The following is a 24397-nucleotide window of genomic DNA, read 5'->3' on the forward strand; positions in this document are numbered from 1 at the left end:
GCTGAAAGGGTCATGCCGCCGCTTTCGGACAGCAGCGGCATCGCGTCTAATGGTTGGCGTCTCCCCCTGCAGATGTGCCGGCGCCTGATGAGTGCGATGTTGCTGCTGTTCGTCTGCCTGATCCTGGGCATGCTGGTGACGCGCTTTGCGAAGCCGCCGGCCGGCATCGTGCCGGGCATCAACTGGTGGGTGATCAACGTGGCGCTGCCGGCGCTGGTGCTGGAATTGATCCCCCGGGTGAAGTTCGACCCGCAGCTATGGTTTCCGGTGGCGGCGATATGGCTCACCTTCGGTGGCGCGTGGCTGCTGTTCGGCCTGCTTGGGCCGCGGCTGGGCTGGTCCCGGCAGCGTACGGGCGCGCTGATCCTGGTCTGCGGCCTCGGCAATACCTCGTTCATGGGCTATCCGCTGATGCAGGCATTGCATGGCCAGCCGGGGCTGGCGCTGGCGGTGGTGGCGGATCAGCTCGGCTGCTTTCCGATCCTTGCCTCGGCAGGCATCGTGGTCGCCTCGCTGTACGCGGGGCGCACGCCGGAGCCGGTACGGATCCTGCGACGCATCGTGACGTTTCCGGCCTTTCTCGCGTTGATCGTCGGTATCGTGGCCGGTGCATGGGGCGGTTGGCCAGCATCGCTGGATGGCGTGTTTGCGCCGATCGGCGTCACCCTGACGCCGCTGGCGCTGTTCTCGGTCGGACTGCAGTTCAAGTTCCATCCCGGCAACCGCCAGCTGGGCGCGGTCGGTTGGGGGCTGGGCTGGAAACTGCTGCTGGCGCCACTGCTGTGCTGGGTGCTGGGCATGGTGGCCGGTGTGCATGGCCTGGTGCTTACCGTCGGCGTGCTGCAGGCGGCGATGGCGCCGATGGTCTCGGCGGCGATCCTTGCCGACGAGTACGAGCTGGAGCCGACTCTGGCCAATACCGTGCTGGGTGGCGGCATCGTGCTGTCGCTGTTGACGATACCGTTGGGCAACCTGTGGCTGGGATAGGGACCCTGCCAGCTTGCGCCGGGGCGTCACTGCGCCGAGACTAAACGGCATCTCATGAACGGGTAGGGGAGCCTGTCATGGCAGGTTTTGAACTGATCAGGCGAATCTTCGGAGGCGATCCTGCCGAACGCCGCGCCACGCTGCGCAGCGGAGTACCCAGGGAGGCACGGGTGCTGGTGGTGGATGACTCGGCCACGATCCGCGCCGTGCTCGGCAAGATGCTGAACCAGGACAGCCATGTGGTGTTCAAGGCGCCGGATGGCGAGACCGCGATCGAAATGGCCCGCAAGGAGCTGCCTGACCTGATCTTTCTGGATATCGTGTTGCCGGGCATGAATGGCTTTGCCGTGTTGCGCGCACTGCGCCACGACCCGCTGACCCGCGACATTCCGATCGTGATGATCAGCGGCAACCTGCAGGCGACCGAGCAGTTCTATGTGCAGCGCTTCGGTGCCGACGATTTCATGAAGAAGCCGTTCGGCCGCGGCGAGGTGTTCGCTCGAATCCGGCACCTGACGGAAAGCGGCCGGCTGGTGGTGCGCGAGCGAGCCGCGGAAGAGATGCTGCCGGCCGAGCCCGAGCATACCGAGGCCGAACACGCAGCGATTCCGGATATCGCGATGCCGGACCCGCATGACCTGATCATGCCGTCCGGCGAGCCTTCCTGAGTCATCGATTGCGCCGGGTTCTCAGGTGCGCATGGTTCCGATGCCGGCGCTCATGACATCGACAGCCTGCCCGGCTTCCTTCGGTCCGCTGCCATCACGCTGGCGATAGAGCTTGATGGCCTCGATCTTCCGTCCGGCACGTATCCCGGCTTCGATGTCGGCATCGCTGATGGCGGGATTCGGTTTCCATGCGGCGCGGGCATGGCGGACCGAAGCCTGCGTTGCGCCGGCACGGCCAAGCAGACAACCCGCCATGAACACGCAAAGGATGCTGGCGAACGAGCCGATGGTGTTCCAGTGCATCGCCCGGTTTCCGTTTGGGAATGCGACAACGCGATAATGCCATCCATGCATGATCCTCATGAACCGGCTGAACTGCGTGTCGACGTGTGGCTGTGGGCCGCGCGTTTCTTCAAGACGCGCAGCCTCGCCAAGCAGGCGATCGACGGTGGCAGGATCGACGTCAACGATGCCGGCTGCAAACCGGCGAAGCTGTTGCGTGTGGGCGATCGGCTGAAAATCGGCCGTGGCGAGGAACGGCTGGAAGTCGATGTGCTGGCCTTGTCCGGCAAACGGGGGCCGGCCAGTGCCGCGCAGGCACTTTACGGCGAAACCGAAGCCAGCCGGGCAGCCAGGAAGGCGGCACGAGAGCAGCGCCAGCTGGTCGGTACCAGCGGTCCGGCCAGGCGCCCGGACAAGCACGCACGCAATCAATTGCGCCGGATGAAAGACGCACGCTGAGCAGTGCATCCCAGAAAGCCAGCCGGATCTGCAGGAACATCTGCGCCAATCCACGAGGTCGCGCAACCGCACGACCTCCCACCGCGCGGAGGCTGGCATGGACGGACTCGCACTGAGAAACGGCATCGGCTTCTTCAAGCGCCTGCTTGGTGGTGGCGACGGGCAGCGTGCGGATTCGCGGCTGCAGACGGCATCGGGATCCCGCATGCTGGTGGTCGATGATTCGCCCACCATCTGCGCGGTGCTCGGCAAGATGCTGGGCCAGGATGGCTATGCGGTGAGCAAGGCGCTGGACGGCGAGAGCGCGATCGAGCTGGCGCGCAGGGAGCTGCCGTCGCTGATCTTCCTGGACATCGTGCTGCCCGGCATCAACGGTTTCGCGGTGTTGCGCGCACTGCGCCACGACGAACTGACCCGGCACATCCCGATCGTGATGATCAGCGGCAACCCGCAGGCGACCGAGCAGTTCTACGCCCAGCGCTTCGGTGCCGATGATTTCATCAGGAAGCCGTTCGGCCGCTCCGATGTGGCTGCCAGCATCGACCAACTGGTCCGCTCGGGCCGCCTGGCCGCCCGCGATGTCGCGTTCGAACGGATGCTTGCACAGGCCATGTCGCACGATACCGAGCCGGGCAACATGGCGAGCCTGGCCACCTGAACGATGGACGTTTAGCCGACGATCCGCCCGGGACCGTCGGCGTATTCCACACAAGCGCGTGGTTCAGGCCTTGATGCCCAGTGCTTTCGCCACACCGGCCGCGTAGGCCGGATCGGCCTTGCCGAAGTGGCCAAGCTGGCGCCGCACGATCTCCTCCGGCACGCCCTGCATGGCTGCAGCGATGTTGTCGAACAGCTGCTGTTTCTGGCTGTCGCTCATCAAGCGGAACAGATCGCCCGGTTGGGTGTAGTCATCGTTGCCGATGCGATGGTCATAGCGGTCGGCGTCGCCGGAGATTCTCAGCGGCGGCTCTTTCACGGACGGATCCTCGACCGGACCGCCGAACGAATTCGGCTCGTAGTTCACCTGGCCGCCGCCGTTGTCGCCGAAGCGCATCGATCCGTCACGCGCGTAGTTGTGCACCGGGCAGCGCGGCTGGTTCACCGGCAGCTGATCGTGATTCGCACCGAGCCGGTAACGTGCTGCATCGGCGTAGGAGAAGATGCGGAACTGCAGCACCTTGTCCGGCGAGAAGCCGATGCCGGGCACCACGTTTGCCGGCGAGAAGCTGGACTGTTCGACCTGGGCGAAGTAATTGTCCGGATTCTGGTTCAGTTCCATCACGCCGACCTCAATCAACGGGTAGTCCTTGTGCGGCCACACCTTGGTCAAGTCAAACGGGTTGTATGAGGTTTTCTCCGCGTCGGCTTCCGGCATGATCTGTACGTACAGCGTCCACTTCGGGAAGTCCTTGCGCTCGATCGCCTCGTACAGGTCGCGCTGGTGTGATTCGCGATCCTCGCCGATCAGCTTGGCCGACTCGGCGTTGGTGATGTTCCTGATGCCTTGCTGGGTCTTGAAGTGGAACTTCACCCAGTAGCGCTCGCCCTTGTCATTCCAGAAGCTGTACGTATGGCTGCCGAAGCCGTGCATGTGACGCAGGCTCGCGGGAATCCCGCGGTCGCTCATCAAGGTGGTGACCTGGTGCAGCGACTCGGGCGACAGTGACCAGTAGTCCCACATCGCGGTGGCGTTGCGCATGTTGGTGCGTGGATCGCGCTTCTGCGTGTGGATGAAATCGGGAAACTTGTACGGGTCGCGGATGAAGAATACCGGCGTGTTGTTGCCGACCAGATCCCAGTTGCCTTCCGCGGTATAGAACTTCAGCGCGAAGCCGCGCACGTCGCGTTCGGCATCCGCCGCGCCACGTTCACCAGCCACGGTGGAGAAGCGCGCCAGCATCGGCGTCTGCGTGCCCAGCTTGAATACCTTGGCGCGGGTGTACTTCGTGATGTCGTGGGTGATCGTCAAGGTGCCGAACGCTGCCGAGGCCTTGGCATGCACGACGCGCTCGGGGATGCGCTCGCGATTGAAATGCGCGTGCTTCTCGAACAGCTGATGATCCTGCACCAGCAGCGGGCCGCGCGGGCCCGCGGTGAGGCTGTTCTGGTTGTCGGCCAGTGGCGCACCGGCGTCGGTGGTCAGGGTCTTGCGATCGTGGCTCATGGCGGGTTCCTGCTCGGTGGGGACTCGTGCAGGCTACGCCCAGGGCTGCATCGAGGGAATTCGATTGTGTGGATGCTTTCGATAGCCATGGGCTATTGGCAGTTCGGCGCCTGCATGGCGATCGCCCGCTCAACGGCGACGACTGCACCAACCGTGGCTGAACAAAGACCCGGGCCGCACAAGGGTTGGTCAACGCGATTCACGGCCGTGCCGTTCCCTGTTCCGTGCTGGCCGGACGGTTCGATGGTCTGACCTGCGCGGGGGAAGGGGTTCTCGCTGTTCGATCGCGAACGATTCAGCATGCGAGTGTCAGTCAAGGTGGCGGATGCCGTATTTCTCCTGTGCCGGCACGGTTCTCTCCATGCATGTCCAATCCTGCCAATTCACATGAACGAGGGTGTTACTCATGAATGCAAAGACGACGTTCCGCTTCAGCTTGATGGGTTTGCTGGTCTCCGCCGTGTTCGCTTCCGGCGCCGCCATGGCGCAGGCAGCCACCGACACCACGGTTCCCGGGCATCCCCGGGTCAATGAGGTCAATCAGCGGCTCGACAACCAGCAGAACCGTATCCAGAAGGGCGTGGCGGATGGCCAGGTCAACGCCAAGCAGGAAGCACGCGACGAGAAGCATGACTCCCATATCGCGCAGCGCGAAAGCGCCGACGAGGCCAGGCACAACGGCCATCTGACCAAGCAGGAGCAGCGCAACCTCAACAAGTCCGAGAACAAGAACAGCAAGCGGATCCATCGTCAGCGGACAAATTGATCGGCGTGTTGCACCTGGTGCGCGGCATCATGTGCTGATCGAAAGCCTCTCCGTACTTGCACGGGGAGGCTTCTTCGTTATGGTGGCCGAATGCTTTCCATCAGCTCGACGCATGGATGTGGCGGCAGCCGTGTCATCCATGCCCGGGTCTGATGCGTTCGAATGAGTCGGTGTGCCGTCCCGCATGCAGGCCCTCCGGATGTTCACCACGCGACCCCGGCAAGGCGGAGTTTTGTTTGCGCATACCTCGGACAAACGGTTCCTTGCTCGTGCTTTGCATGGCGTTATTGCTGGGCAGTTGCCATGGCGCACTCTTTGCCGGGCTCAACACGACGGACGAGCATCGCGGCATCACGGCCGAACGCAATATCGTGTTCGATGCCCCGCATCATCTGGCGCTGGATATCTATCGCCCCGCCAACGCCGAAGAGGCGCCCATCGTGGTCTTCTTCTATGGTGGGGACTGGACCCACGGCAAGCGCCAGTGGTACCGGTTCGTGGGTGCCGCGCTGGCTGCGCACGGCGTGATCGCGGTGATCCCGGATTACCGCAAGTACCCCAGGGTGAAGCTGGATGGGTTCATGCATGACGCCGCGCACGCGGTGGCATGGACGCACGATCACGCCAGGCAGATCGGTGGCGATGCACGCGACATCTTTGTCATGGGCCATTCGTCGGGCGGTCAGATCGCCGCGCTGCTTGCGACCGATCCCGCATGGCTCAAGGCCGATGGCGTGAAGTCAGGCGATCTGGCCGGCTTCATCGGGCTGGCGGGCGTCTACGACTTCGTGCCGATCGCCAGGAAGGAAAAGGACATGATCGGCATGTTCGGCAGGACTCCGGCCGAGCAGCGACGGGCGCAGCCCGTGTCGTACGTCCATGGTGCCGAGCCGTCGATGCTGCTGTTGCACGGAACGGCGGATCACGAAGTCGCACCGTCGAACAGCAAGTCGCTGGCGCTGGCGATGAAGGCCCGGCACGAGGATGTAAGCCTGAAGCTTTATCCCGACATCGGCCACATGGGGTTGCTGTTTTCGATGTCGCGACCGCTGCGCGAGCACGCGCCGACGCTGGACGACGTGCTGGCGTTCATCCATGCGCACGAGAAAGGCGCGCCGAGCGATGCAGGGCACGCCACATCGTCGTAGGGGGCTTCCAGGAGCCTGTCCTTGTCGTTACCCAGCCGAAGGCAGCAGCACTCCAAAACAGCAGGTGAACTCAGGGCAGCGACTTCAGCCGGTACAGCGCTTCCAGTGCTTCGCGCGGAGTCAGCGCATCCGGATCGATCGCGTCCAGTGCGTGCTCCACTGCCGAGGGTTGCGCCGGTGCGAACAGACCAAGCTGCGGAGAGGTTTCGGCTGCAGTCTTGGCAGTCGATGCATGGTTGTGCATGCCACGCTCCAGCTCCGCCAGCGTGCGTCGCGCGTCGGCGATCACCGACTTCGGCAGGCCGGCCAGTGCCGCCACCTGCAGGCCGAAGCTACGGTTGGCTGGGCCATCCTTCACCGCATGCATGAACACCAGTTGTTCGCCATATTCCACAGCGTCCAGGTGCACGTTTTCGATGGTCGGATACTCGCCAGCCAGCTCGGTCAGTTCGAAGTAGTGCGTCGCGAACAACGTATAGGCACGGCTGTTGCGCGCCAGATGCACGGCGGCGGCGCGTGCCAGCGACAGGCCATCGTAGGTGCTGGTGCCGCGGCCGACCTCGTCCATCAGCACCAGGCTGTGCTCGGTCGCGTTGTGCAGGATGTTCGCCGTCTCGCTCATCTCCACCATGAAGGTGGACTGGCCGCGTGAAAGATCGTCGCCGGCGCCGATGCGGGTGAAGATGCGGTCGATCGGGCCGATCACCGCACGGCTCGCCGGCACATAACTGCCGACATGCGCAAGCAGCACGATCAGCGCGTTCTGCCGCATGTAGGTGGACTTGCCGCCCATGTTCGGGCCGGTGATGACCAGCATGCGGCGTGAGTCATCAAGAGCGAGGTCGTTCGGCTCGAACGGTTCGTCGCGCACTTTCTCCACCACCGGATGCCTGCCGCGCTCTATCGCGATGCCGGGTTCGTCGGTGAGTTCCGGGGCGGTCCAGTCCAGCGCCTCGGCGCGCTCGGCCAGGGTGGCGAGCACATCGAGCTCCGCCATCGCGGCGGCGGCTGTCTTCAGTGGTTCGAGTTTTTCGGTGAGCGTGTCGAGCAGCGCCTCGTACAGCGCGCGCTCGCGCATCAGGGAGCGCTCCTTCGCCGACAACACCTTGTCCTCGAAGGTCTTCAATTCCTCGGTGATGTAGCGCTCGGCGTTCTTGGTGGTTTGTCGGCGCGTGTAGTGCGTGGGTGCCTTGTCCGACTGCGCCTTGGTGATCTCGATGTAGTAACCGTGCACGCGGTTGTAACCCACCTTGAGCGTGCTGATACCGCTGGCAGCCTTCTCGCGCTCCTCCAGCTCGACCAGGTACTGGTCGGCGTGAGTGGACAGGCGGCGCAGCTCGTCGAGTTCGGCGTCGTAGCCGTCGGCGACCACGCCGCCGTCGCGCTGCAGCACCGGTGGCTGCACCACGATGGCACCGGCGAGCAGGGCGGCGCTGTCGGCGTGATCGCCGATGCGCTCGACCAGGGTGTGCAGCAACGGGCTGTCCAGCGCGGAGATCTGTTCGCGCAACATCGGCGCCGCGGCGAGGCCGTCGCGCAGAGTGGACAGATCACGCGGTCGTGCCGAGCGCAGCGCCACGCGGGCGAGGATGCGCTCCAGGTCGCCGATGCCGCGCAGCTGTTCGCGCAACGAGTCGTAGCGGCGACTGTCGATCAGCGTGCCGATCGCCTGATGACGCTGGCGCAGCAGCTCGCGTGAACGCAGCGGGCGATTCAGCCAGCGGCGCAGCAGGCGTGCGCCCATCGGTGTCACCGTCTCGTCGAGCACGCCGAGCAGGGTGTGTTCGGTGCGGCCGCTGGGATGCGTGTCCAGCTCCAGGTTGCGCCGCGTCGCGGCGTCCAGCGCAATCGTCTCGCTGGCGCTTTCCACCGCCATGCCGGTGAGGTGTGGCAGCGCACTTTTCTGGGTTTCCTCGACATAGCCAAGCAGGCAGCCGGCCGCGGCGGTGGCGAGCGGCAGGTTGTCCACGCCGAAGCCGCCGAGGTCGCGGGTGCCGAAGAAGCGGTTGAGCTCACGCTTCGCCGCGTCGCTGTCGAAGTGCCACGGTGGCCGCTTGCGCAGGCCCGGCAGGCTGCTGACGAGTTTCGGCCAGACGACACTTTCGTCGACCAGGGTCTCGGCGGGCTGCAACCGGGCCAGTTCGGCCGCCAGCGCTTCAGCATGCGGCACTTCGCTGAGCAGAAAGCGGCCGCTGGACAGGTCGACCCAGGCGAGACCGTAAGCACCGTTCGTAGCGGCAGCAATCGCCAGCAGCAGGTTGTCGCGACGCTCCTCCAGCAGCGCCGCATCGGTCACCGTGCCGGGCGTGACGATGCGCACCACCTTGCGTTCGACGATGCCCTTGGCCAGTGCCGGATCGCCGATCTGTTCGCAGATCGCCACCGATTCACCCAAGCGCACCAGTCGCGCAAGGTAGTTTTCCGCCGCGTGATACGGCACGCCGGCCATCGGGATCGGCGCGCCGGCCGACTGCCCGCGCTGGGTCAGGGTGATGTCGAGCAGCCGCGCCGCCTTGCGTGCATCGTCATAGAACAACTCGTAGAAGTCGCCCATGCGGAAGAACAGCAACACCTCTGGATGCTCGGCTTTGGCCGAAAGGTATTGGCGCATGAACGGCGTGTGCTGTGCGAGATCGTCTTGGCTCATGCAATGCAGGTCTTGGCGTGGTTGTCCGGAACAGGTAGAACGGTGCCCTTGCGCGGGGCGCAAGGTGCATTCAAGTCCGGGAGTCTCGCATGGAGTTGTCGTCCGTTCCTACCGATGCCGAGTTGCTGGCACTTGCTGCCGAGGTCGCGACCGAGGTGCAACGGTGCCGGTTGATGCTGGTCACGGCCGAATCCTGCACAGGGGGCTGGCTGGCCAAGACGCTGACCGATCTGCCGGGCAGCTCGGCCTGGTTCGACGCCGGTGTGGTGACCTACAGCTACGAAGCCAAGGAGGCGTTGCTCGGGGTCAATCCACGCACGCTGGAACACACCGGTGCGGTCAGCGAAGAAACCGTGCTGGAAATGGTTTCCGGTGCGCTGGCACGTTTTGGCGCCGGCGTGGCGGTGGCGGTAACCGGCATTGCCGGGCCGTCGGGAGGTACGCCGGACAAGCCGGTCGGTACGGTGTGGGTCGGCTGGAAGCGTCGCGGCGGTTACGGGCACGCGCGGATGTTCCATTTTCCGGGCGATCGGGAAGCCGTGCGGCGGCAGACGGTGGCGGCGGCGCTCATCGGGTTGCGGAAAACCCTGACCGAGTGAGGCGCCACCGTCTGCCAGACCGGCTTGACCGGTATGGGATACTGGCCGCATGGCAGCCGATCCCCTTTGATCGCAGCCCGTGAGACCCGATCCGGGCATCATGCAACCCATTCACAGCCCAACCGGATACAAGACGATGGATGACAACAAGCGCAAGGCACTTACTTCCGCCCTCGGCCAGATCGAAAAGCAGTTCGGCAAGGGCGCGATCATGCGCATGGGCGATCGCGTCAACGAGGCGATCGAAACGGTCTCCACCGGCTCGCTCGGGCTGGATATCGCGCTCGGAGTCGGTGGCCTGCCGCGTGGCCGCGTGGTCGAGATCTACGGTCCGGAATCGTCCGGCAAGACCACCATGACCCTGCAGGCGATCGCCAGTTGCCAGCGCGCCGGCGGCACCGCCGCGTTCATCGACGCCGAGCATGCGCTCGACCCGACCTATGCGGAAAAACTGGGCGTCAAGGTCGATGACCTGCTGGTGTCGCAGCCGGATACGGGCGAGCAGGCGCTGGAAATCGCCGACATGCTGGTGCGTTCGGGCGCGGTCGACATGGTCGTGGTCGACTCGGTCGCCGCGCTGACCCCGAAGGCGGAAATCGAAGGCGAGATGGGCGACTCCCACGTCGGTCTGCATGCCCGTCTGATGAGCCAGGCGCTGCGCAAGCTCACCGCCAACATCAAGAAGTCCGGCACCCTGGTGATCTTCATCAACCAGATCCGCATGAAGATCGGCGTGATGTTCGGCAGCCCGGAAACCACCACCGGCGGCAACGCGCTGAAGTTCTATGCCTCGGTGCGCCTGGACATCCGCCGCATCGGCGCGGTCAAGAAGGGTGAGGAGATCATCGGCTCGGAAACCCGTGTCAAGGTGGTCAAGAACAAGGTGGCGCCGCCGTTCCGCCAGTGCGAGTTCGAGATCCTGTACGGCGAAGGCACCTCGCGCGAAGGCGAGATCATCGAGCTGGGCGTGGCGCAGAACCTGATCGACAAGTCCGGTGCCTGGTACAGCTACAACGGCGACCGCATCGGCCAGGGCAAGGAGAACGTGCGCCAGTTCCTGCGTGACAACCCGGCGATCGCCAACGAGATCGACAAGCAGTTGCGCGAACGCCTGCTGGTGCAGGTCGGCAAGCCTGCTGCGGCAGCACCGGAAGAGGCGCTCGAGGAAGCGTGATTCGTGACCGTTAGCGCTCTGTTGCAGGAAACATGGCCCGGCTCGCCCGGGCCATGTCCGTTTGCATGACCATGAAACGCCCACCCGGCAAAAATGACCCGGCCAAGCCGAAGCGCAGCGCTTACGACAAGGCGTTGGGCCTGCTTGCCCGCCGCGAACATTCACGGCGCGAACTGAAGACCAAGCTTCGCCAGGGCGGTTATGAGACTGAGGAAGCCGGCGCCGCGGTGGATCGCCTGGGCGAGCAGCACTACCAGGACGACGACCGGTTTGCCGAAGTACTGCTGCGCAGCCGGGTTGCGCAGGGCTACGGCCCCATGCGTGTGCGCGTCGAGCTGAAAAGCCACGGGCTGGCCGATGCCCGCGTCCGCGAATTGCTCGATGCCGCCGGGGTCGACTGGGACGCCGCCGCCGCTGCCCAGTTGCGTCGCCGCTACGGTAGCGCGGCTACCGCGGATCACGCCGAACGCAACCGCCGGGCGCAATTCCTCTTGCGCCGCGGCTTTCCGGCCGCCACAGTACGGAGTGTTACCCACGCCGAAGTGGACGACGCTGCCGACGATGGCTCCTGAAATCCATCATCCCGGGATGATGGATGGAATGATCGCGGGGCGCCCATGGCGTGGCCTCTGTCGCCCTTTGCCACGATTCGCATGACACCTATCCGTATGAAAACGGCCGAAATTCGCTCGACCTTCCTCGATTATTTCCGCTCCAAGGGCCACACCATCGTGCCGTCCAGTTCGCTGGTGCCGGCGAGCGACCCGACCCTGTTGTTCACCAACTCGGGCATGGTGCAGTTCAAGAACGTGTTCCTCGGCAGCGAGAAGCCGGGCTATGTGCGGGCGGCCGACGTGCAGCGCTGCCTGCGTGCCGGCGGCAAGCACAATGACCTGGATGCGGTGGGCTATACCGCACGCCATCACACGTTCTTCGAGATGCTCGGCAACTGGTCGTTCGGTGATTACTTCAAGCGCGACGCGATCATCTACGCATGGGAACTGCTGACTGGCGTATTCAAATTGCCGGCCGACAAGCTGTGGGTCACCGTCTATCACACCGACGACGAGGCGTTCGACATCTGGAACAAGGAAGTCGGGGTGCCGGCCGAGCGCATCGTGCGCATCGGCGACAACAAGGGCGCGCCGTTCGCCTCCGACAATTTCTGGCAGATGGCGGATACCGGCCCTTGCGGTCCGTGCACCGAGATCTTCTTCGACCACGGGGCCGAGATCGCCGGTGGTCCACCCGGCTCCCCGGACGAGGACGGCGACCGCTATATCGAGATCTGGAACCTGGTATTCATGCAGTTCGACCGTGCGCCGGATGGCACGCTGTCGCCGCTGCCTGCACCGTGCGTGGACACTGGCATGGGCCTGGAGCGTCTCGCGGCGGTGTTGCAGCACGTGCACTCCAACTACGAGATCGACCTGTTTGCACACCTGATCCGCGTGGCCGGCGAGCTCACCCACACGAAGGATCTGGCGAACAAGTCGCTGCGCGTGATCGCCGATCACATCCGTGCCTGCGCGTTCCTGATCGTCGATGGCGTGCTGCCGTCCAACGAGGGGCGCGGCTACGTGCTGCGCCGAATCATCCGTCGTGCCCTGCGGCATGGCTGGATGCTTGGGGTGCGCGGCGACTTCTTCTGGAAAATGGTGCAGCCGCTGGTCGAGGAAATGGGCGAAGCCTATCCCGAACTGCCGGCCAAGCAGGCGTTCGTGGAAGATGCGCTGCGCACCGAGGAGCAGCGCTTCGGCGAGACGCTGGAGCACGGCATGCGGCTGTTCGACGAGGTGGCAGCGAAGTCGGGCAAGACCATTCCGGGCATCGATGCGTTTCGTCTGTACGACACCTACGGCTTTCCGGTGGACCTTACCGCCGACATCGCGCGCGAGCGCGGTCTCGAGGTGGATATGGCCGGCTTCGAGCAGGCGATGAGTGGGCAGCGCGAACGCGCCCGCGCCGCCGGCCGTTTCGAAGCGAAGGGCCAGATGCCGGCCGAACTGGCCAGCCAGCTCAAGCCCACGGCCTTCCTCGGATACGAGGCATTGCAGGCCCAGGGCAGCAAGGTGCTTGGCATCGTGCGTGGCGGCAAGCAGATCGATCAGCTTGGGGAAGGCGAGGAAGGGCTGGTGATCCTCGACAGGACGCCGTTCTATGCCGAGTCCGGCGGCCAGGTCGGTGATACCGGCGAATTGTGCAACGGTGCCGGTCATTTCGAGGTAGCCGATACGCTGAAAATGGGCGGCGTGTTCTTCGGTCATGCCGGCCGCTGGCAGGGCACGCAGCCGTTGCGTACAGGCGATGTCGTCGAGGCCCGCGTGGATGCTTCACGGCGCCAGGCGATCGTGCTCAATCATTCGGCGACGCATCTGTTGCACGCGGCATTGCGCGAGGTGCTGGGCGATCACGTCACGCAGAAAGGTTCGTTGGTTGCGCCGGAGCGTCTGCGCTTCGATTTCTCGCATCACAAGCCGATGAGTCACGACGAGTTGAGCCGGGTCGAGGCGAGGGTCAATGCCGAGGTGCGCCGCAATGCGGCCGCCGAAGTGCACAACATGGGTTACGACCAGGCGATTGAATTCGGCGCGATGGCGTTGTTCGGCGAGAAATACGGCGACGAAGTGCGTGTGCTGAAAATGGGTGATTTTTCCACGGAATTGTGTGGCGGTACCCACGTCGACCGTACCGGCGACATCGGCCTGTTCAAGATCGCCAGCGAAGCCGGCGTGGCATCCGGCGTGCGTCGCATCGAGGCGGTCACCGGCGCAGGCGCGCTTGCGTACGTGGCCGATGAAGAACGTCGTCTGGGCGAGCTCTCCCAGCTGCTTTCCAGCAGCGGGGACGATGCGGTGGAAAAATTGCGCCAGCTGTTCGATCGTCAGAAAAAGCTCGAGCGCGAACTGGACTCGTTGCGCAGCAAGGCGGCCGGTTCCGCTACCGCCGATCTGGCCGGCAGCGCGAAGGATGTCGGCGGTATCAAGGTGGTTGCCGCGCGCCTGGAAGGACTCGACGCCAAGTCGCTGCGCGACAGCGTGGACCAGCTCAAGCAGCAGCTTGGCAACTGCGTGATCCTGCTGGCCGGTGCGGCGGATGGCCGCGTCTCGCTGATCGCCGGCGTGCACGGCAATGCGCTGGGCCGGGTCAAGGCGGGCAGCGTGGTGGCGCATGTCGCCGCACAGATCGACGGCAAGGGCGGTGGCCGGCCCGACATGGCCCAGGGCGGTGGTTCAGATGCACCCAACCTGCCAGCTGTACTGGCGGCATTGCCGGACTGGATTTCCACTCAGTGAACGCAGCCTGCATAGGCTATTTGTCCCGGCCCAGGCGCATTGCGCGGGGTAATCAGGCTCAGTTAGTATCGACGGAGTGTCGACGCCGCCGGTACGCGGTGGCATCGCCAGTCAGGACGCTCAGGAGGTGTTTTGGCTGTGAGCCGGGAAGGCGGTAGGGCCTTCGGCGGATCAATCGTCGAACTGCGGATGGATGGGCTCAGGGGTGAGGCGCCGTCAATCTGCAGGCCTGTGACCAACAGCATTAATGGAGTAGGAAATCATGTTGATTCTGACCCGCAGGGTCGGTGAGACCCTGATGATCGGCGACGAGGTGACCGTTACCGTTCTGGGCGTGAAGGGCAATCAGGTGCGTATCGGTATCAATGCGCCCAAGACGGTTGCCGTCCATCGCGAAGAAATCTACCAGCGAATCAAGGGCGAAAACGAAGGCGATAGCTCGCCGGAAGGTTCGGCCGAGCACTGATCACGCATCGAGGACTTTACCTTGACCTCGCCGGTCAGTATCCTTGCCGGCTCCGCAGCAATGCGGGAAAGTACCCGGAGAGATGCCCGAGTGGCCGAAGGGGCTCCCCTGCTAAGGGAGTATAGGGTCAAAAGCCTTATCGAGGGTTCGAATCCCTCTCTCTCCGCCAGATACACACGAAAGCCCTTTTTTAAGGGCTTTTTTGTGGTCTGAGAAAAAGTGGCGCTTGGCCAAGTCTGTTGGGGCAATACCAACATGCGACTTGCGCACCACTTGCAGCGCCACCCTTCAGGGATGTGGCATTTCCGCGTGACAGTACCGCGGGATCTGAGGCCCATTCTGGGCCTGCGATACATCAAAAAGTCCCTTCGCACCCGAGATCCCACGCTGGCACGTTGGTGGGCTTACATCCTGGGTGCCCGCTATGCTGAAATCTTCGCTCAGGCACGGGATGGGGGAATCTCGATGGTCAGGGAACGACGCGCCAAGGATCCGCCGGAACAACCGGTCCGGAAACGTCCAGTGGTCCTGCGAACGGGCGCTGGTAACGAGCTTGTTGATTACGGCTGTGAGATCCACCCGGATGGCTCCATGCGGTTTGAGGCCACTGACCAGGCTGATCACGAGCGGCTGATCGAAGCGATCCGCGAAGCCAAGAAGCCACCGGCCTGGCTCACTCAGGCGCCCCTCCCTCCGCTGGTCGTCCCTGCGCCGGCCCCGGACATGCAGTCGTTGGCCGGTGTGATGGAAACGCTGGGCGCCTCGCTGGCTCAGTCGCTGTCCGCGTCGGCTGCGTCGGCTGGCCCAGCTGCGCCGGCTCGCCCGCGCGCGATCGGCAAGGCGGCGGATCAGTGGCTCAAAAGCATCGAAACGGACACGTTGAAAAAGACGCTGATCATCAAGGCCGCGGCGATCAACGGATTTGTCCGGCACGTGGGCATCAAGAAGATGCTGCACGAGGTGCAGCGGGACGATGTGCACGCGTGGATCGAGGCTCTGCGCAGCAGTGGCTTGGCGACGCCCACGCTCGTCAACAAATGCTCTTACCTTCGTGGCTTTTTCGCCTGGGCGATGCAGGCGGGCGCTTACCCGCGATTTGCGAGAGATGAAAATCCCGCCATGGGGCACGTCGTTTTTCGCAAGCAAGAAAAGAAGCGGCGCAAGGCGTTTGGGTTCAAAGCGTTCACCGTGGAAGAAATCCAGGCGCTCTATGCGCCTGAAGCCCTCGCCCAGCTCAGTGAGGGGGCACGCTGGGGCGCTGTCATTGGCCTCTACACTGGCGCGCGCGTTTCAGAAGTGGGGCAGTTGGCGTTGGCAGACTTCACTGTGGTGGAGGGCGTGCCCTGCCTGACGATCACGGATGAGGGGGAAGGGCAGAGCGTCAAGAATGAGCCCAGTCTGCGAACCATTCCGATCCATCCCGATCTGATCGCCTTGGGCTTGTTAGAGCGGGTAGAGCGACTCAGGCAGCAGGGCGAAAAAAGACTGTTCCCCAAGATCAAGTTGGGGTCGGTGAATGGTCAGGGGGACTGGCTTTCAAAGGCCTATGGACGGCACATCAAAGCGGTGGGCATCACGAAGCCCGCGAAGGGCAAGCACGGGTTTCACAGCCTGCGAAAAACCGCGATCCAGACGATGAAGACGGCCAGGGTGCCCTTGGAGTGGCGGTGCGCTTACGTGGGACATGACCTCGACGAAGAGCACGTGGAGACGTATTCAGGACTGTATGGGCCGAGGGACATGCGCGAAATGGTGGCACCAGGTTTGGGTTGGGGTCTCAATCTAAGTGGGATCAAACATCAACTGAGGTGATTTCGGGGGTTTCGGCCCTTATTGAGTTCAAGGAGCGGCAAGTGACGATCCAACAAGTTGAAAGTCTTGTAAGGAAGGCCAAAGCATCGTTGTCGGCAGGGAGCGGTCAGCCCAATCAGCAAAAGTCACCCTCACTCCTTGTTATGAGGCTTGCACTAAGTTCTACAACAACTGCCGATATCCCAAGACTTACAGGCGTGCTGGGCGAACTGGGAGATATGTGGCCGGATGGGGCGACGTTGATCTCGCAACAAATATCGCTTCTTGAGCAACTACTGGCGCAACGCCTGAGTGTTGTGCAAGGTGCTGGATCAAACGTGAGGCGCCCCCGAAGAAAGCCATAACTGTTTTCAGTTATGGTGGCAAAAGGCCATCGTGCACCTGCCCGCCGTCTTCTTTCTGGCCATGAGTGGCTTGTCCAAAGCCATGCCCCACGGGGTAGTTGTGTGCATATTGCCAGCATTGAACCCAGTGAGGCTCTTCCCAGCGTGTATCGCAAAGGTTGAGGGCAATGTCCGCCTCTCTCACCGCATCTTCCGGTTTCATGTGGCAAAGCAAAGAGGTGAACGCAGCCAGCCATAGCTGCTTCTTGGTCGGCTCGTGTGGGGTGATCAGGTAAGGGTAGGTGTTCATAGGGGTCTCCGGTTGGGCGCACCCTAGTCGAAGTCCCGGACCTGTCAAGCCGAAGCAAATAGACGTCCAAATCGAAGGCACAGAGCGCGTCTATGTATTGTGCCAATACGCCGCTGAGAGCAAAGGCAACGCCTATGCGTTGCCTCCCAAGCTAAGAGCAACACCAAGATCGTCAAGCTATCGCAATTTGACGCGCATCTCAGAACGCACCGATAGGTGTTCTCGGCAGCCTTGACAGTATTTGGCCGTCTGCTTGGATGTTCGCGTGGGGGCGAGCAGACAGGGTCGGCGGCCACTGCGTGTTTCCGGTCATGGATGACCACAGGCCACAAGGATGAGGAATGGTTCCACATGCTCGCCCCCACCTCGAAGTTCACAGCCGCCGCAAACAACATTCCGCGATCGCGGGTGTGGCGTATCGGTTGGGCCTCCGGCTCTACGATCGCCGCACCGGGATCTGGCATGACTACCGAAAGCGGAAGGTGGGCGAAGAGATCGTCCGCGCCCTGACCCTTGCGCCACCGGGTGCGCCTGCGTGGGCCTCGGACCCGCACGAACTCTGGACCAGGGCAGAGGCCGCCGAGAAGCGAAAAGACGCGGCGGTGGCCAGGGACTACCGCATCCCCGTCCCTCTGGGGCTTTCCGACACGGCAGCGGGCGACATGGCCGAAGCCATGGCCCGCTACCTGGTCGAACAGCTCAGCGTGCCGGTTTCGATCGGCGTGCATAGGGACAATGCTGTGGATGCGGTCGGTGAGGTGAAGCCCGAGGAGAAGATCGGGTTTCATGCACATTTGTATTTTCCGACGCGGTCACTGGAACAGATGGTCGGCGAGGACGGCACCTCTGAATGGGCCTTTGGGCCGAAGCTGGTTTTGCTGGCGAGCAAACGAGAGGGGAGCGCCTTCGTGGACCAGCTCAATGCTCATTGGGCCTTGTTGGCCAACCGGTTCACCCGTGAGGCTGGCTTGGCCGCTGCCTACGACCACCGCAGCTATAAACGGATGGAGTTGGATATCTCCCCGCAACCCACGTTGGGAGCAGCCGCCGTGGCCATGGAGCGCAGAGGCTTTTTCACCCGCCGCGGTGATGCCCTGCGCGGTGACATCATCTTGCCGTCTCGCCTATACGAGGCCACCCACGCGGTGGTGCTGGCGGAGCAGCAGGCGCGTGCTCAGGCCGACGTGGCCCGAGAGGCGGGAAGCCACCAAGCCCTAGACGCTGCGGTCGCGCTCGGCGAGGTGCCGCCGACAGCGACGCCGGCCCCCTTGTCCGTCAACGATGGGGCATCGGAGGCTTCGGCTGTTGCCATGGAACATGCTCCGGTGTCCTCGGAGCCCGAGAGGCCCTGGCCGCCACTCCCAGAAGACGCACCCGGTTCGCTGCTCATGCGGTTCCGGGCGGTGGCCCCGGTTCCGGAAACCTTGGAGGCCCACCAGGCGTTGAGCAGGGTGGCCAGGTTGGTACAAGTCATTGGGCGGATCCTCCGGGCCTTGTCTGAGCTCGGGGACCGGTTCCGGGACCACGAAGAAAACCGGGGCCGCAGGATGGCGGCCAAACTCGACACGGATTGGCAACTCGATGAAATCCGCGCCCGGCGTTCCATCGCTCGCCAGAGGCTTGAACAGTGGGAGGCCGCGCATCCCCTGCGGATGTGGGCCGCCAAGGCTGCCGGCAGCGAGGATGGCAAACCAACGGAATGGCGTGCACTACACCATGACGCCGCGGTGCTAGATCGTCGTGTGCAGGAGATCAAACGGGCAGGTCGGCGGCACCAGGCGGACCTGGGCGTTTTCGATCAGGAAGCCGTGGTGTTGAAGCAGCAAAGGGCAGAGCGGGAGGAGCGTTTGGCCCAGACCGTGGAACGTGTCCGGGCGGAAAGCCTAGTGCTGGCTGACAAGCTGATGTCGGCGGTCAACGATGAGGAAAAGGCGCAGATCGAGCTGGTCAGTGCACAGCCGGTTCCGTCCCCCATAGTTGATCCGGAAGCGCTGTCACCCCCGCAACTGCGGCTTGCGGTAGGGGTTGCCCGGCATCACCGCCTTAGGGGTTCATAAACTGAAAAGAGAGGGACCGCCTTACGGTCATGGCTTGAAAACAAATGTTGGCTTGGCATGAGTGGTCAGCAACTCATAGATCGTAACGGTCTTGATGTTGCCAAGCTTGATCGCAGCGTCAGGGATGGGGATTTCCTTTCGCTTATCCGGGTTGGATTTTTCCTGGGTGACAATCTCATGCCCGTGCGCTTTCGCGTATGCCAAGAGGAAGGCATCGGCACGGTCGGCTTCGGCAAACCGATTTTTGGCACCGGCCAAATAGTGGGTGTCTTTGTTCGCCCAGTTCATGGCGTTTGCATATTCCTTCATGACGTCCGTGTCACCGACATCATCAAGGAAAAAAGTGGCCGGCATTTTCATGGCCCAGGCTCGCCCAAGGTCTCCCTTGTTGCCCTTCAAAAGTTCTTCCCGAACTTTCTTGATGCTGTAAATCACACCCGCCTGGTGGCCAGCTGCGATCCAATCCCAGAAGCCCTCGCAAAAAGCGAAGTCATAGTGGAAGTTCTTCCCCTGGATGAACACGTTGGCATCCACGATGTATTTCTTAGCCATTCTTGACGCGTCCCTTTGCCAAAGCGACTACGGTGTTCGGTCGCACGTTCAATAGGCTGGCCGCATCGCGCAACATGGTGTGGCCGCTCATCGCCTCCGAAACCACGGTCTTGGTGAACCGCTTGCTGTTCCGCAGCGGGATCATGATCGAGGGTGGAATGGGGCCGGAAACCCGGGTGGGCCTAGAACTTTTTGCCACCTGGTCATAGAAGTCTTGCGTAACAAAACCCAGATCAAGTGCACGCCTTGCAATCACCAGACGACTGACCCGGTAGTGGGCTGCAAGATGCAGGAGATCATCTGGCCCGTTCCACCTGGATTTGAAGTCGGTCTCTGGCACGAGCAGTTCCCCAGCGACAGCGTTGCAGATGCGCTCGGTATTGCTGTTTGGCTTGGTGGTGATGTCAGAAACGCCCGAAATACCCATCCAGATGTGGGCCAACTCGTGCATCAAGGTAAAGAGGGCGGCGACCTCAGCATCTCGGCCGTTGACGAAAATAATGGGAGCCATCGGATCGCTGAGCGCAAAGCCGCGGAACTCTTTCTCATCCAGGCTCCGCCGCGTCGCTCCTTTGACGTAGCTCGCCTTGATGACCAATATTCTGGCCTCTTCGATTTTTGCGCTCAGCTTGGAGAAGTAAGCTGCCGCATCCTGACTTTTGCTTCGGTCATGGTCATCAAATTTCAGGACCTTCCGAATGTCTTGGACAATCGGGGCCACTTTCCGGGAAGTCGAGGTGTTGAAGCGGCCTACGACGGGCACTTCTTGGGCGCCCACCTCGTGCAGGTATTCGGCATACCACTGTTGCTTGGCGACGACGTCTTCCAGGACCTCATAAAAATCATTGCTGAGCGGGACAGGGTTTTGCACCTGTCGTAGGTCTGGAATGCTCGGTCGTTTGGCCTTGGGCGGCTCTGTAAGAAACAGGTATCCAAAGGGCACCCGAGCCTTCTTGGCCAGCTTTGCCGCTTGGGCCGGAGTCAGGTTTCCATTGGCAATGCGAGCACGGTCAGCATCGCGCTTGGTGATGGCCTCGGCAAAGGTCTGGGGTGTGAGGCCTGCCTTGTCCGTGGCCCATTCCAACACCGCCCGGGAGATCGTCACGGGTTCCATGTCGGTCTCATTCATCCCCCTGGAACTTTCAGACGACTATAAGACATCTTCGCTCATGAGGTGAGATTTGGGCCGCCTGAGAGGTGAGCAGGCGACCTGTGGGGCACGCCGAGCGTTGCGACTGGGCTCTGTCAGCGCTATAAAACATACGGCTGCCACGGTCACCCGTGACAGCCGCAGTCTCAAACGGCCTGCCATGGCCCTCTATCAGTCAACCCGCAAAGTTACCCTGATAGGGGGCCTTCTTCGTTGCGTCCGGCGGGCAAGCGTCGTCGGACGCCGTCGTTCTTGTCATGAGCTTCATGGCTGCCTCCTCCTGATCATTGCGGGGTTTCCCCGGTCTCACCTGAGCCAGTGGAGCTCCCAGGTGCCGGATCTTGATTGCCAGTTCCCTCCGTCGGCGGTGGTGGCGCCGCGGCTGCCGCTGAGTCCGGTTGGGCGGCTTGGCCTTGCGGGGCTGCCTGCGCCTGTTGCGCGGCTTGTTGCGCTGCGTAATAGGCGTCCATTGCCGTGAGCTCCGCCATGCCGCCCACCTCGATCAAGCGGTCACGAAAGCGCCCATAAAGTTCATCCTGGACCAGGTTATTGCGCCGCATCCAGTCAACGGCCGCGTTTGGATTGAGCAGCAGCACGTAGTGAAAATCGCCCGATGGGCCTTTCTTTGAAAGAAGGAACAGGTTCTTTTGCAGGACCTTCATCCGGCGGCGCCAGGTGTCTACCGCACGTGCCCCCGTGAACCCCGCTTCCGCGGCAAACGTGGCCGGATTTTCGATCACCACCAGGGGGCTATCAGGGGCGCGAGCCCATAGGCAAAACAGCGTATGGCCGCAAGGTTGCCCCTTGGAGCGGTGGTCGATCACCTCCATGGCGATCGGAAGGGTGCGCGGGACGGTGGTGAAGCCAGAGTTGGCCTTTCGCTTCCATACCCAAACGCCATAGTCGCCCGGGAAGTGGATCTCCATGAGGGCCGCGGCACGTTCTGCCATGCCCGCCCGCTTGGCTTGGAACTGTTTCAAGGAGGGCGGGAGGGCAACCATGGTGGTGACGGGCTCGGCTGGGTGAAGTTGGTGGCGAGCATCGTCACACCGAACGATTCGCCACGCCAGCCGTTTAACCGCGCATCAGGCCACGCCTTCTGGGATACCCAAAACCACTTTTTGAGCGACGCTTTAGGCGCCAATATCAATAATCTTGACTGCACGAATTTGCATGATTTGATGCAAAAAATGGAGAATAAATCTCTTATTTACAATGATATAGGACATTTATGCGGTGCTCCAGTGCTCTGCGTCCTCGACGTTATCCGGGTTCTCCGGTGATCTAGGGGGGATGCAAGGGGGGAGGTTTTTGACCCTAAACGGATGATGAACGGCTTCCGTTGGCTTTGTCCGCAGGCGAAAAACGACTCCGCTACGGGACGTGTTTTGGGCGCCGCCCTTTGCGGCTCACCACCGATTTCCCTTCTGCCTCCAGCCGCTCCGAATGAGCTGCCTGCGCGGCGGCCTGGGCCAAGTAGGCCGCGAACCGCTCCGACACATACGGCACCAGGTCCAGTGGTGGATATGTCACGCCATCCAGGGCGCGTTTGCATTCCAGCAGTGATCCGCGGGCGACATACGTTCGCGCGTCCACACCCTGGCCATCGCTGTGGCCGTTGATCGTCTGGATGACGCTCTTGGGGACGTGAGCACGGTCGCATCGGGTGGTTAGGGTGTGCCGGAAACAGTGCAGGGATTTCTTGGCACTGGTGATGCCACAGGTGTGGCGCAGATGGTGTTGATTGAACCACCGAGAAGTGGTGCGACCTGGGCCACCCTCCGGCCACTGCAAGCCGGGGAACAAGTGCTCGGATCCGGATGCTCGGACGTCCGCCACGTAGCGCTCGAACCCCATTTCCAACAGGCGCGCCGGCACGGGTATCCGACGCACTGAATAGGCCGTCTTGATGCTCTGTCCGTCGCGGAAAGGGGCGATGTCGAAATAAAGGATGGTGTGCTCCACACCTTCCTCATCCGTCTCAGTGTCGCTTTGGATGTCATCTACATAGAGTTGGGAAATCTCATTGACCCGCATGCCGGTGCACAGGGCGATCAAGGGCACCCAATACTTGTTGGGCTCGGTGTAGCGGCTCATATGCTGGGGCGCAAAGATGGCTTGCAGATCCTGCGCGGAGAAGATGTCCTTTTTCTTCCGGATCGCGTTCCGGTAGCGAGAGTTATCCACGTAGTGGAACGGGTTCTCCGTGATCGTCTTGGTCTCCACGCACCAGTTGAAGAAGGCGTTCAAGCCCATGAGGTGCTTGTATTGGGTGCTGAGCTGGATCGTCGTTAGCTTCTTCTTTTTGGTGATGGCGGCCACCTGTCGGGCCGGCATGTCGAGAAGCTCAGGGTGGTCGGTCCGGTAGCGCGGCCAAGAGGCGAGCACGTCCGCCATCGCGGTCGCATCCTTTGCCGTGATGTCAGCCACCGGTTTGTCACCCACCACATCCAGCAGCATGTCCAGGATGTAGCGGCGGTCGCGTGTGGCGGGCGTGGCTTTCTTGGGCCCACGCGCCAGGTTGGCGAGGTTCAAGGCCACCATCTCGCTCAGACGTTTGCCGATGGGTGGGACAACCAGTTCTGCGGATGGGTTTGCTTCCTTCTGCGGCAAGACGGGTGTGGCAGGAAGCAGAACCGGCCCAGGTTCCGAAAAGGGAACAGTATTCGGGCCAGGGGCTGCGGGTGGTACCACTGGCGGCGGTGTTGGCGCTGGCGCTGGCGGAGCAGCATGGACCACAGGCCAAGCCTTGGGGCTGTCGGTCTGAGCAGCCGCGGGCATGGGCAACAGAATGGCGTTCGATGCACGCCCCAACATGAAGCCGCGATCCACCGAGCCAGACCGGCCGGCGCGGGGCTCCATCCGGTCCAACAGCCCGAGCCGCTCAATCAGCTCTATGACCAAGAGATGGCCATCTGCACATGTCGGTGACACTCGGATCCCTTCGCGGGTGGCCACGAGATCGTAGAGATGATGTTCCTGGCTGACAGTGGTGAGAGGCATGGGGAGACCGGACGGCAAACGTGGGCCTTGTTCTAGTGACAAGAAGCCTTCTGTCAAGTCATTGATCTGCCAAAAAAATCCCAATTTTTGGAATCGGGTTTCTGGTGCGGTTTGCTGACCGTCGTCGTCAAAAAAGCCGTGAAAACTGGGTGCCAGCCCGGCCACTGTGTCGATACGCGATCTATTTCAGCCCATATCTGCCATTGACAGGGCGCCATTTTTTGAGAGGTTGGATCCCTCTGCCCGGAGGCCTCCATGGTCGTCTCTCGAAACGTGTTTTTTGCCGCTTCGACCACCCCAGGGAAATAGGTAGGGTCTAATAGTGTTACCACCTATTTTCAAGTAAAACCCTGCCAGCGCTGAGATTTTCCGAGCAGCATTTTTCCGGATACTCATGCGGGACCAGCCCACTCCTCAGCCTTCGTACCACTCCCCGACTGGGTCGGATTTTCTTACAGATTTCCGTGGCGGTTTGAGCCAAACTCGGTTGCATCCATGATTTAGGGGCCGGCGTGGGACTGCCGGCATGGATGG

Annotated in this window: 22 protein-coding genes and 1 tRNA gene; 15 read left to right on the forward strand and 8 right to left on the reverse strand. The window is 62.5% G+C overall.

The window, feature by feature from the left end:
- Positions 1-96 precede the first annotated feature (96 nt).
- Together ACYVKM_RS16625 and ACYVKM_RS16630 are read left to right on the forward strand one after the other, a co-directional pair.
- Positions 97-987 carry an AEC family transporter gene (locus ACYVKM_RS16625; protein WP_460878931.1) on the forward strand — a complete coding sequence of 297 codons (891 nt, stop codon included), beginning with the start codon at positions 97-99 and terminating at the stop codon, positions 985-987.
- A gap of 77 nt (positions 988-1064) precedes the next feature.
- Positions 1065-1655, forward strand: coding sequence for a response regulator (locus tag ACYVKM_RS16630; protein ID WP_460878722.1), 591 nt, complete (start codon positions 1065-1067; stop codon positions 1653-1655).
- A 21-nt stretch (positions 1656-1676) separates the two neighbouring features.
- On the opposite strand, the gene ACYVKM_RS16635 is transcribed toward ACYVKM_RS16630, so the two are convergent.
- Positions 1677-1958: a hypothetical protein gene (locus ACYVKM_RS16635; RefSeq protein WP_460878723.1), complete on the reverse strand. Its 282-nt coding sequence runs from the start codon at positions 1956-1958 to the stop codon at positions 1677-1679.
- A gap of 45 nt (positions 1959-2003) precedes the next feature.
- On the opposite strand from ACYVKM_RS16635, the gene ACYVKM_RS16640 reads away from it, so the two are divergent.
- Both ACYVKM_RS16640 and ACYVKM_RS16645 read left to right on the forward strand, forming a co-directional pair.
- Complete coding sequence (locus ACYVKM_RS16640) at positions 2004-2396, forward strand: RNA-binding S4 domain-containing protein (RefSeq protein ID WP_460878724.1); 393 nt, start codon at positions 2004-2006, stop codon at positions 2394-2396.
- 97 nt (positions 2397-2493) lie between these two features.
- On the forward strand, positions 2494-3054 hold the full coding sequence (locus ACYVKM_RS16645) for a response regulator (RefSeq protein ID WP_460878725.1): 561 nt from the start codon (positions 2494-2496) through the stop codon (positions 3052-3054).
- A 63-nt stretch (positions 3055-3117) separates the two neighbouring features.
- Here ACYVKM_RS16645 and ACYVKM_RS16650 read toward each other — a convergent pair whose 3' ends face one another.
- On the reverse strand, positions 3118-4560 hold the full coding sequence (locus ACYVKM_RS16650; RefSeq protein ID WP_460878726.1) for a catalase: 1443 nt from the start codon (positions 4558-4560) through the stop codon (positions 3118-3120).
- A 406-nt stretch (positions 4561-4966) separates the two neighbouring features.
- Here ACYVKM_RS16650 and ACYVKM_RS16655 point away from each other — a divergent pair, with 406 nt between their 5' ends.
- Together ACYVKM_RS16655 and ACYVKM_RS16660 are read left to right on the forward strand one after the other, a co-directional pair.
- Positions 4967-5326: a hypothetical protein gene (locus tag ACYVKM_RS16655; RefSeq protein WP_460878727.1), complete on the forward strand. Its 360-nt coding sequence runs from the start codon at positions 4967-4969 to the stop codon at positions 5324-5326.
- Between the two features lie 278 nt (positions 5327-5604).
- Entirely contained in the window at positions 5605-6474 is an 870-nt protein-coding gene (locus tag ACYVKM_RS16660) for an alpha/beta hydrolase (protein ID WP_460878728.1), read from the forward strand.
- 70 nt (positions 6475-6544) lie between these two features.
- On the opposite strand, the gene mutS is transcribed toward ACYVKM_RS16660, so the two are convergent.
- Positions 6545-9121, reverse strand: coding sequence for a DNA mismatch repair protein MutS (gene mutS / locus ACYVKM_RS16665; protein ID WP_460878729.1), 2577 nt, complete (start codon positions 9119-9121; stop codon positions 6545-6547).
- Positions 9122-9210: 89 nt separating this feature from the next.
- On the opposite strand from mutS, the gene ACYVKM_RS16670 reads away from it, so the two are divergent.
- From ACYVKM_RS16670 to ACYVKM_RS16700, 7 genes are all read left to right on the forward strand, one after another.
- Positions 9211-9720, forward strand: coding sequence for a CinA family protein (locus ACYVKM_RS16670; protein ID WP_460878730.1), 510 nt, complete (start codon positions 9211-9213; stop codon positions 9718-9720).
- Positions 9721-9856: 136 nt separating this feature from the next.
- Positions 9857-10894, forward strand: a complete 1038-nt coding sequence (gene recA / locus ACYVKM_RS16675) for a recombinase RecA (protein WP_460878731.1) — start codon at positions 9857-9859, stop codon at positions 10892-10894.
- Between the two features lie 65 nt (positions 10895-10959).
- On the forward strand, positions 10960-11466 hold the full coding sequence (locus ACYVKM_RS16680) for a regulatory protein RecX (protein ID WP_460878732.1): 507 nt from the start codon (positions 10960-10962) through the stop codon (positions 11464-11466).
- A gap of 96 nt (positions 11467-11562) precedes the next feature.
- Entirely contained in the window at positions 11563-14190 is a 2628-nt protein-coding gene (gene alaS / locus ACYVKM_RS16685; RefSeq protein WP_460878733.1) for an alanine--tRNA ligase, read from the forward strand.
- Positions 14191-14452: 262 nt separating this feature from the next.
- Complete coding sequence (csrA, locus tag ACYVKM_RS16690) at positions 14453-14656, forward strand: carbon storage regulator CsrA (RefSeq protein ID WP_460878734.1); 204 nt, start codon at positions 14453-14455, stop codon at positions 14654-14656.
- A 76-nt stretch (positions 14657-14732) separates the two neighbouring features.
- Positions 14733-14825: transfer RNA gene (locus ACYVKM_RS16695), tRNA-Ser, on the forward strand.
- An 86-nt stretch (positions 14826-14911) separates the two neighbouring features.
- A complete protein-coding gene (locus ACYVKM_RS16700) occupies positions 14912-16468 on the forward strand; it encodes a DUF6538 domain-containing protein (RefSeq protein WP_460878735.1) in 1557 nt (518 codons plus the stop codon).
- A 354-nt stretch (positions 16469-16822) separates the two neighbouring features.
- Here the strand turns inward: ACYVKM_RS16700 and ACYVKM_RS16705 are convergent, their stop codons facing one another.
- Entirely contained in the window at positions 16823-17101 is a 279-nt protein-coding gene (locus tag ACYVKM_RS16705; RefSeq protein ID WP_460878736.1) for a hypothetical protein, read from the reverse strand.
- Positions 17102-17442: 341 nt separating this feature from the next.
- On the opposite strand from ACYVKM_RS16705, the gene ACYVKM_RS16710 reads away from it, so the two are divergent.
- Positions 17443-19158, forward strand: coding sequence for a MobA/MobL family protein (locus ACYVKM_RS16710; RefSeq protein ID WP_460878737.1), 1716 nt, complete (start codon positions 17443-17445; stop codon positions 19156-19158).
- Between the two features lie 27 nt (positions 19159-19185).
- On the opposite strand, the gene ACYVKM_RS16715 is transcribed toward ACYVKM_RS16710, so the two are convergent.
- The 3 genes from ACYVKM_RS16715 to ACYVKM_RS16725 form a co-directional block, all read right to left on the reverse strand.
- Positions 19186-19710, reverse strand: a complete 525-nt coding sequence (locus ACYVKM_RS16715; protein WP_460878738.1) for a DUF4411 family protein — start codon at positions 19708-19710, stop codon at positions 19186-19188.
- The gene (locus ACYVKM_RS16720; RefSeq protein ID WP_460878739.1) at positions 19703-20824 is read right to left on the reverse strand and encodes an ImmA/IrrE family metallo-endopeptidase; all 1122 of its coding nucleotides are present in this window, start codon (positions 20822-20824) and stop codon (positions 19703-19705) included. Before ACYVKM_RS16720 ends, ACYVKM_RS16715 begins: the two co-directional genes overlap by 8 nt.
- Before the next feature lie 320 nt (positions 20825-21144).
- On the reverse strand, positions 21145-21810 hold the full coding sequence (locus ACYVKM_RS16725; RefSeq protein ID WP_460878740.1) for a hypothetical protein: 666 nt from the start codon (positions 21808-21810) through the stop codon (positions 21145-21147).
- A gap of 15 nt (positions 21811-21825) precedes the next feature.
- On the opposite strand from ACYVKM_RS16725, the gene ACYVKM_RS16730 reads away from it, so the two are divergent.
- Positions 21826-22143, forward strand: a complete 318-nt coding sequence (locus tag ACYVKM_RS16730; RefSeq protein WP_460878741.1) for a hypothetical protein — start codon at positions 21826-21828, stop codon at positions 22141-22143.
- Between the two features lie 91 nt (positions 22144-22234).
- Here the strand turns inward: ACYVKM_RS16730 and ACYVKM_RS16735 are convergent, their stop codons facing one another.
- Positions 22235-24028 carry a site-specific integrase gene (locus tag ACYVKM_RS16735; protein ID WP_460878742.1) on the reverse strand — a complete coding sequence of 598 codons (1794 nt, stop codon included), beginning with the start codon at positions 24026-24028 and terminating at the stop codon, positions 22235-22237.
- Between the last annotated feature and the right edge of the window lie 369 nt (positions 24029-24397).

The sequence above is a fragment of the Rhodanobacter koreensis genome (assembly GCF_054782855.1).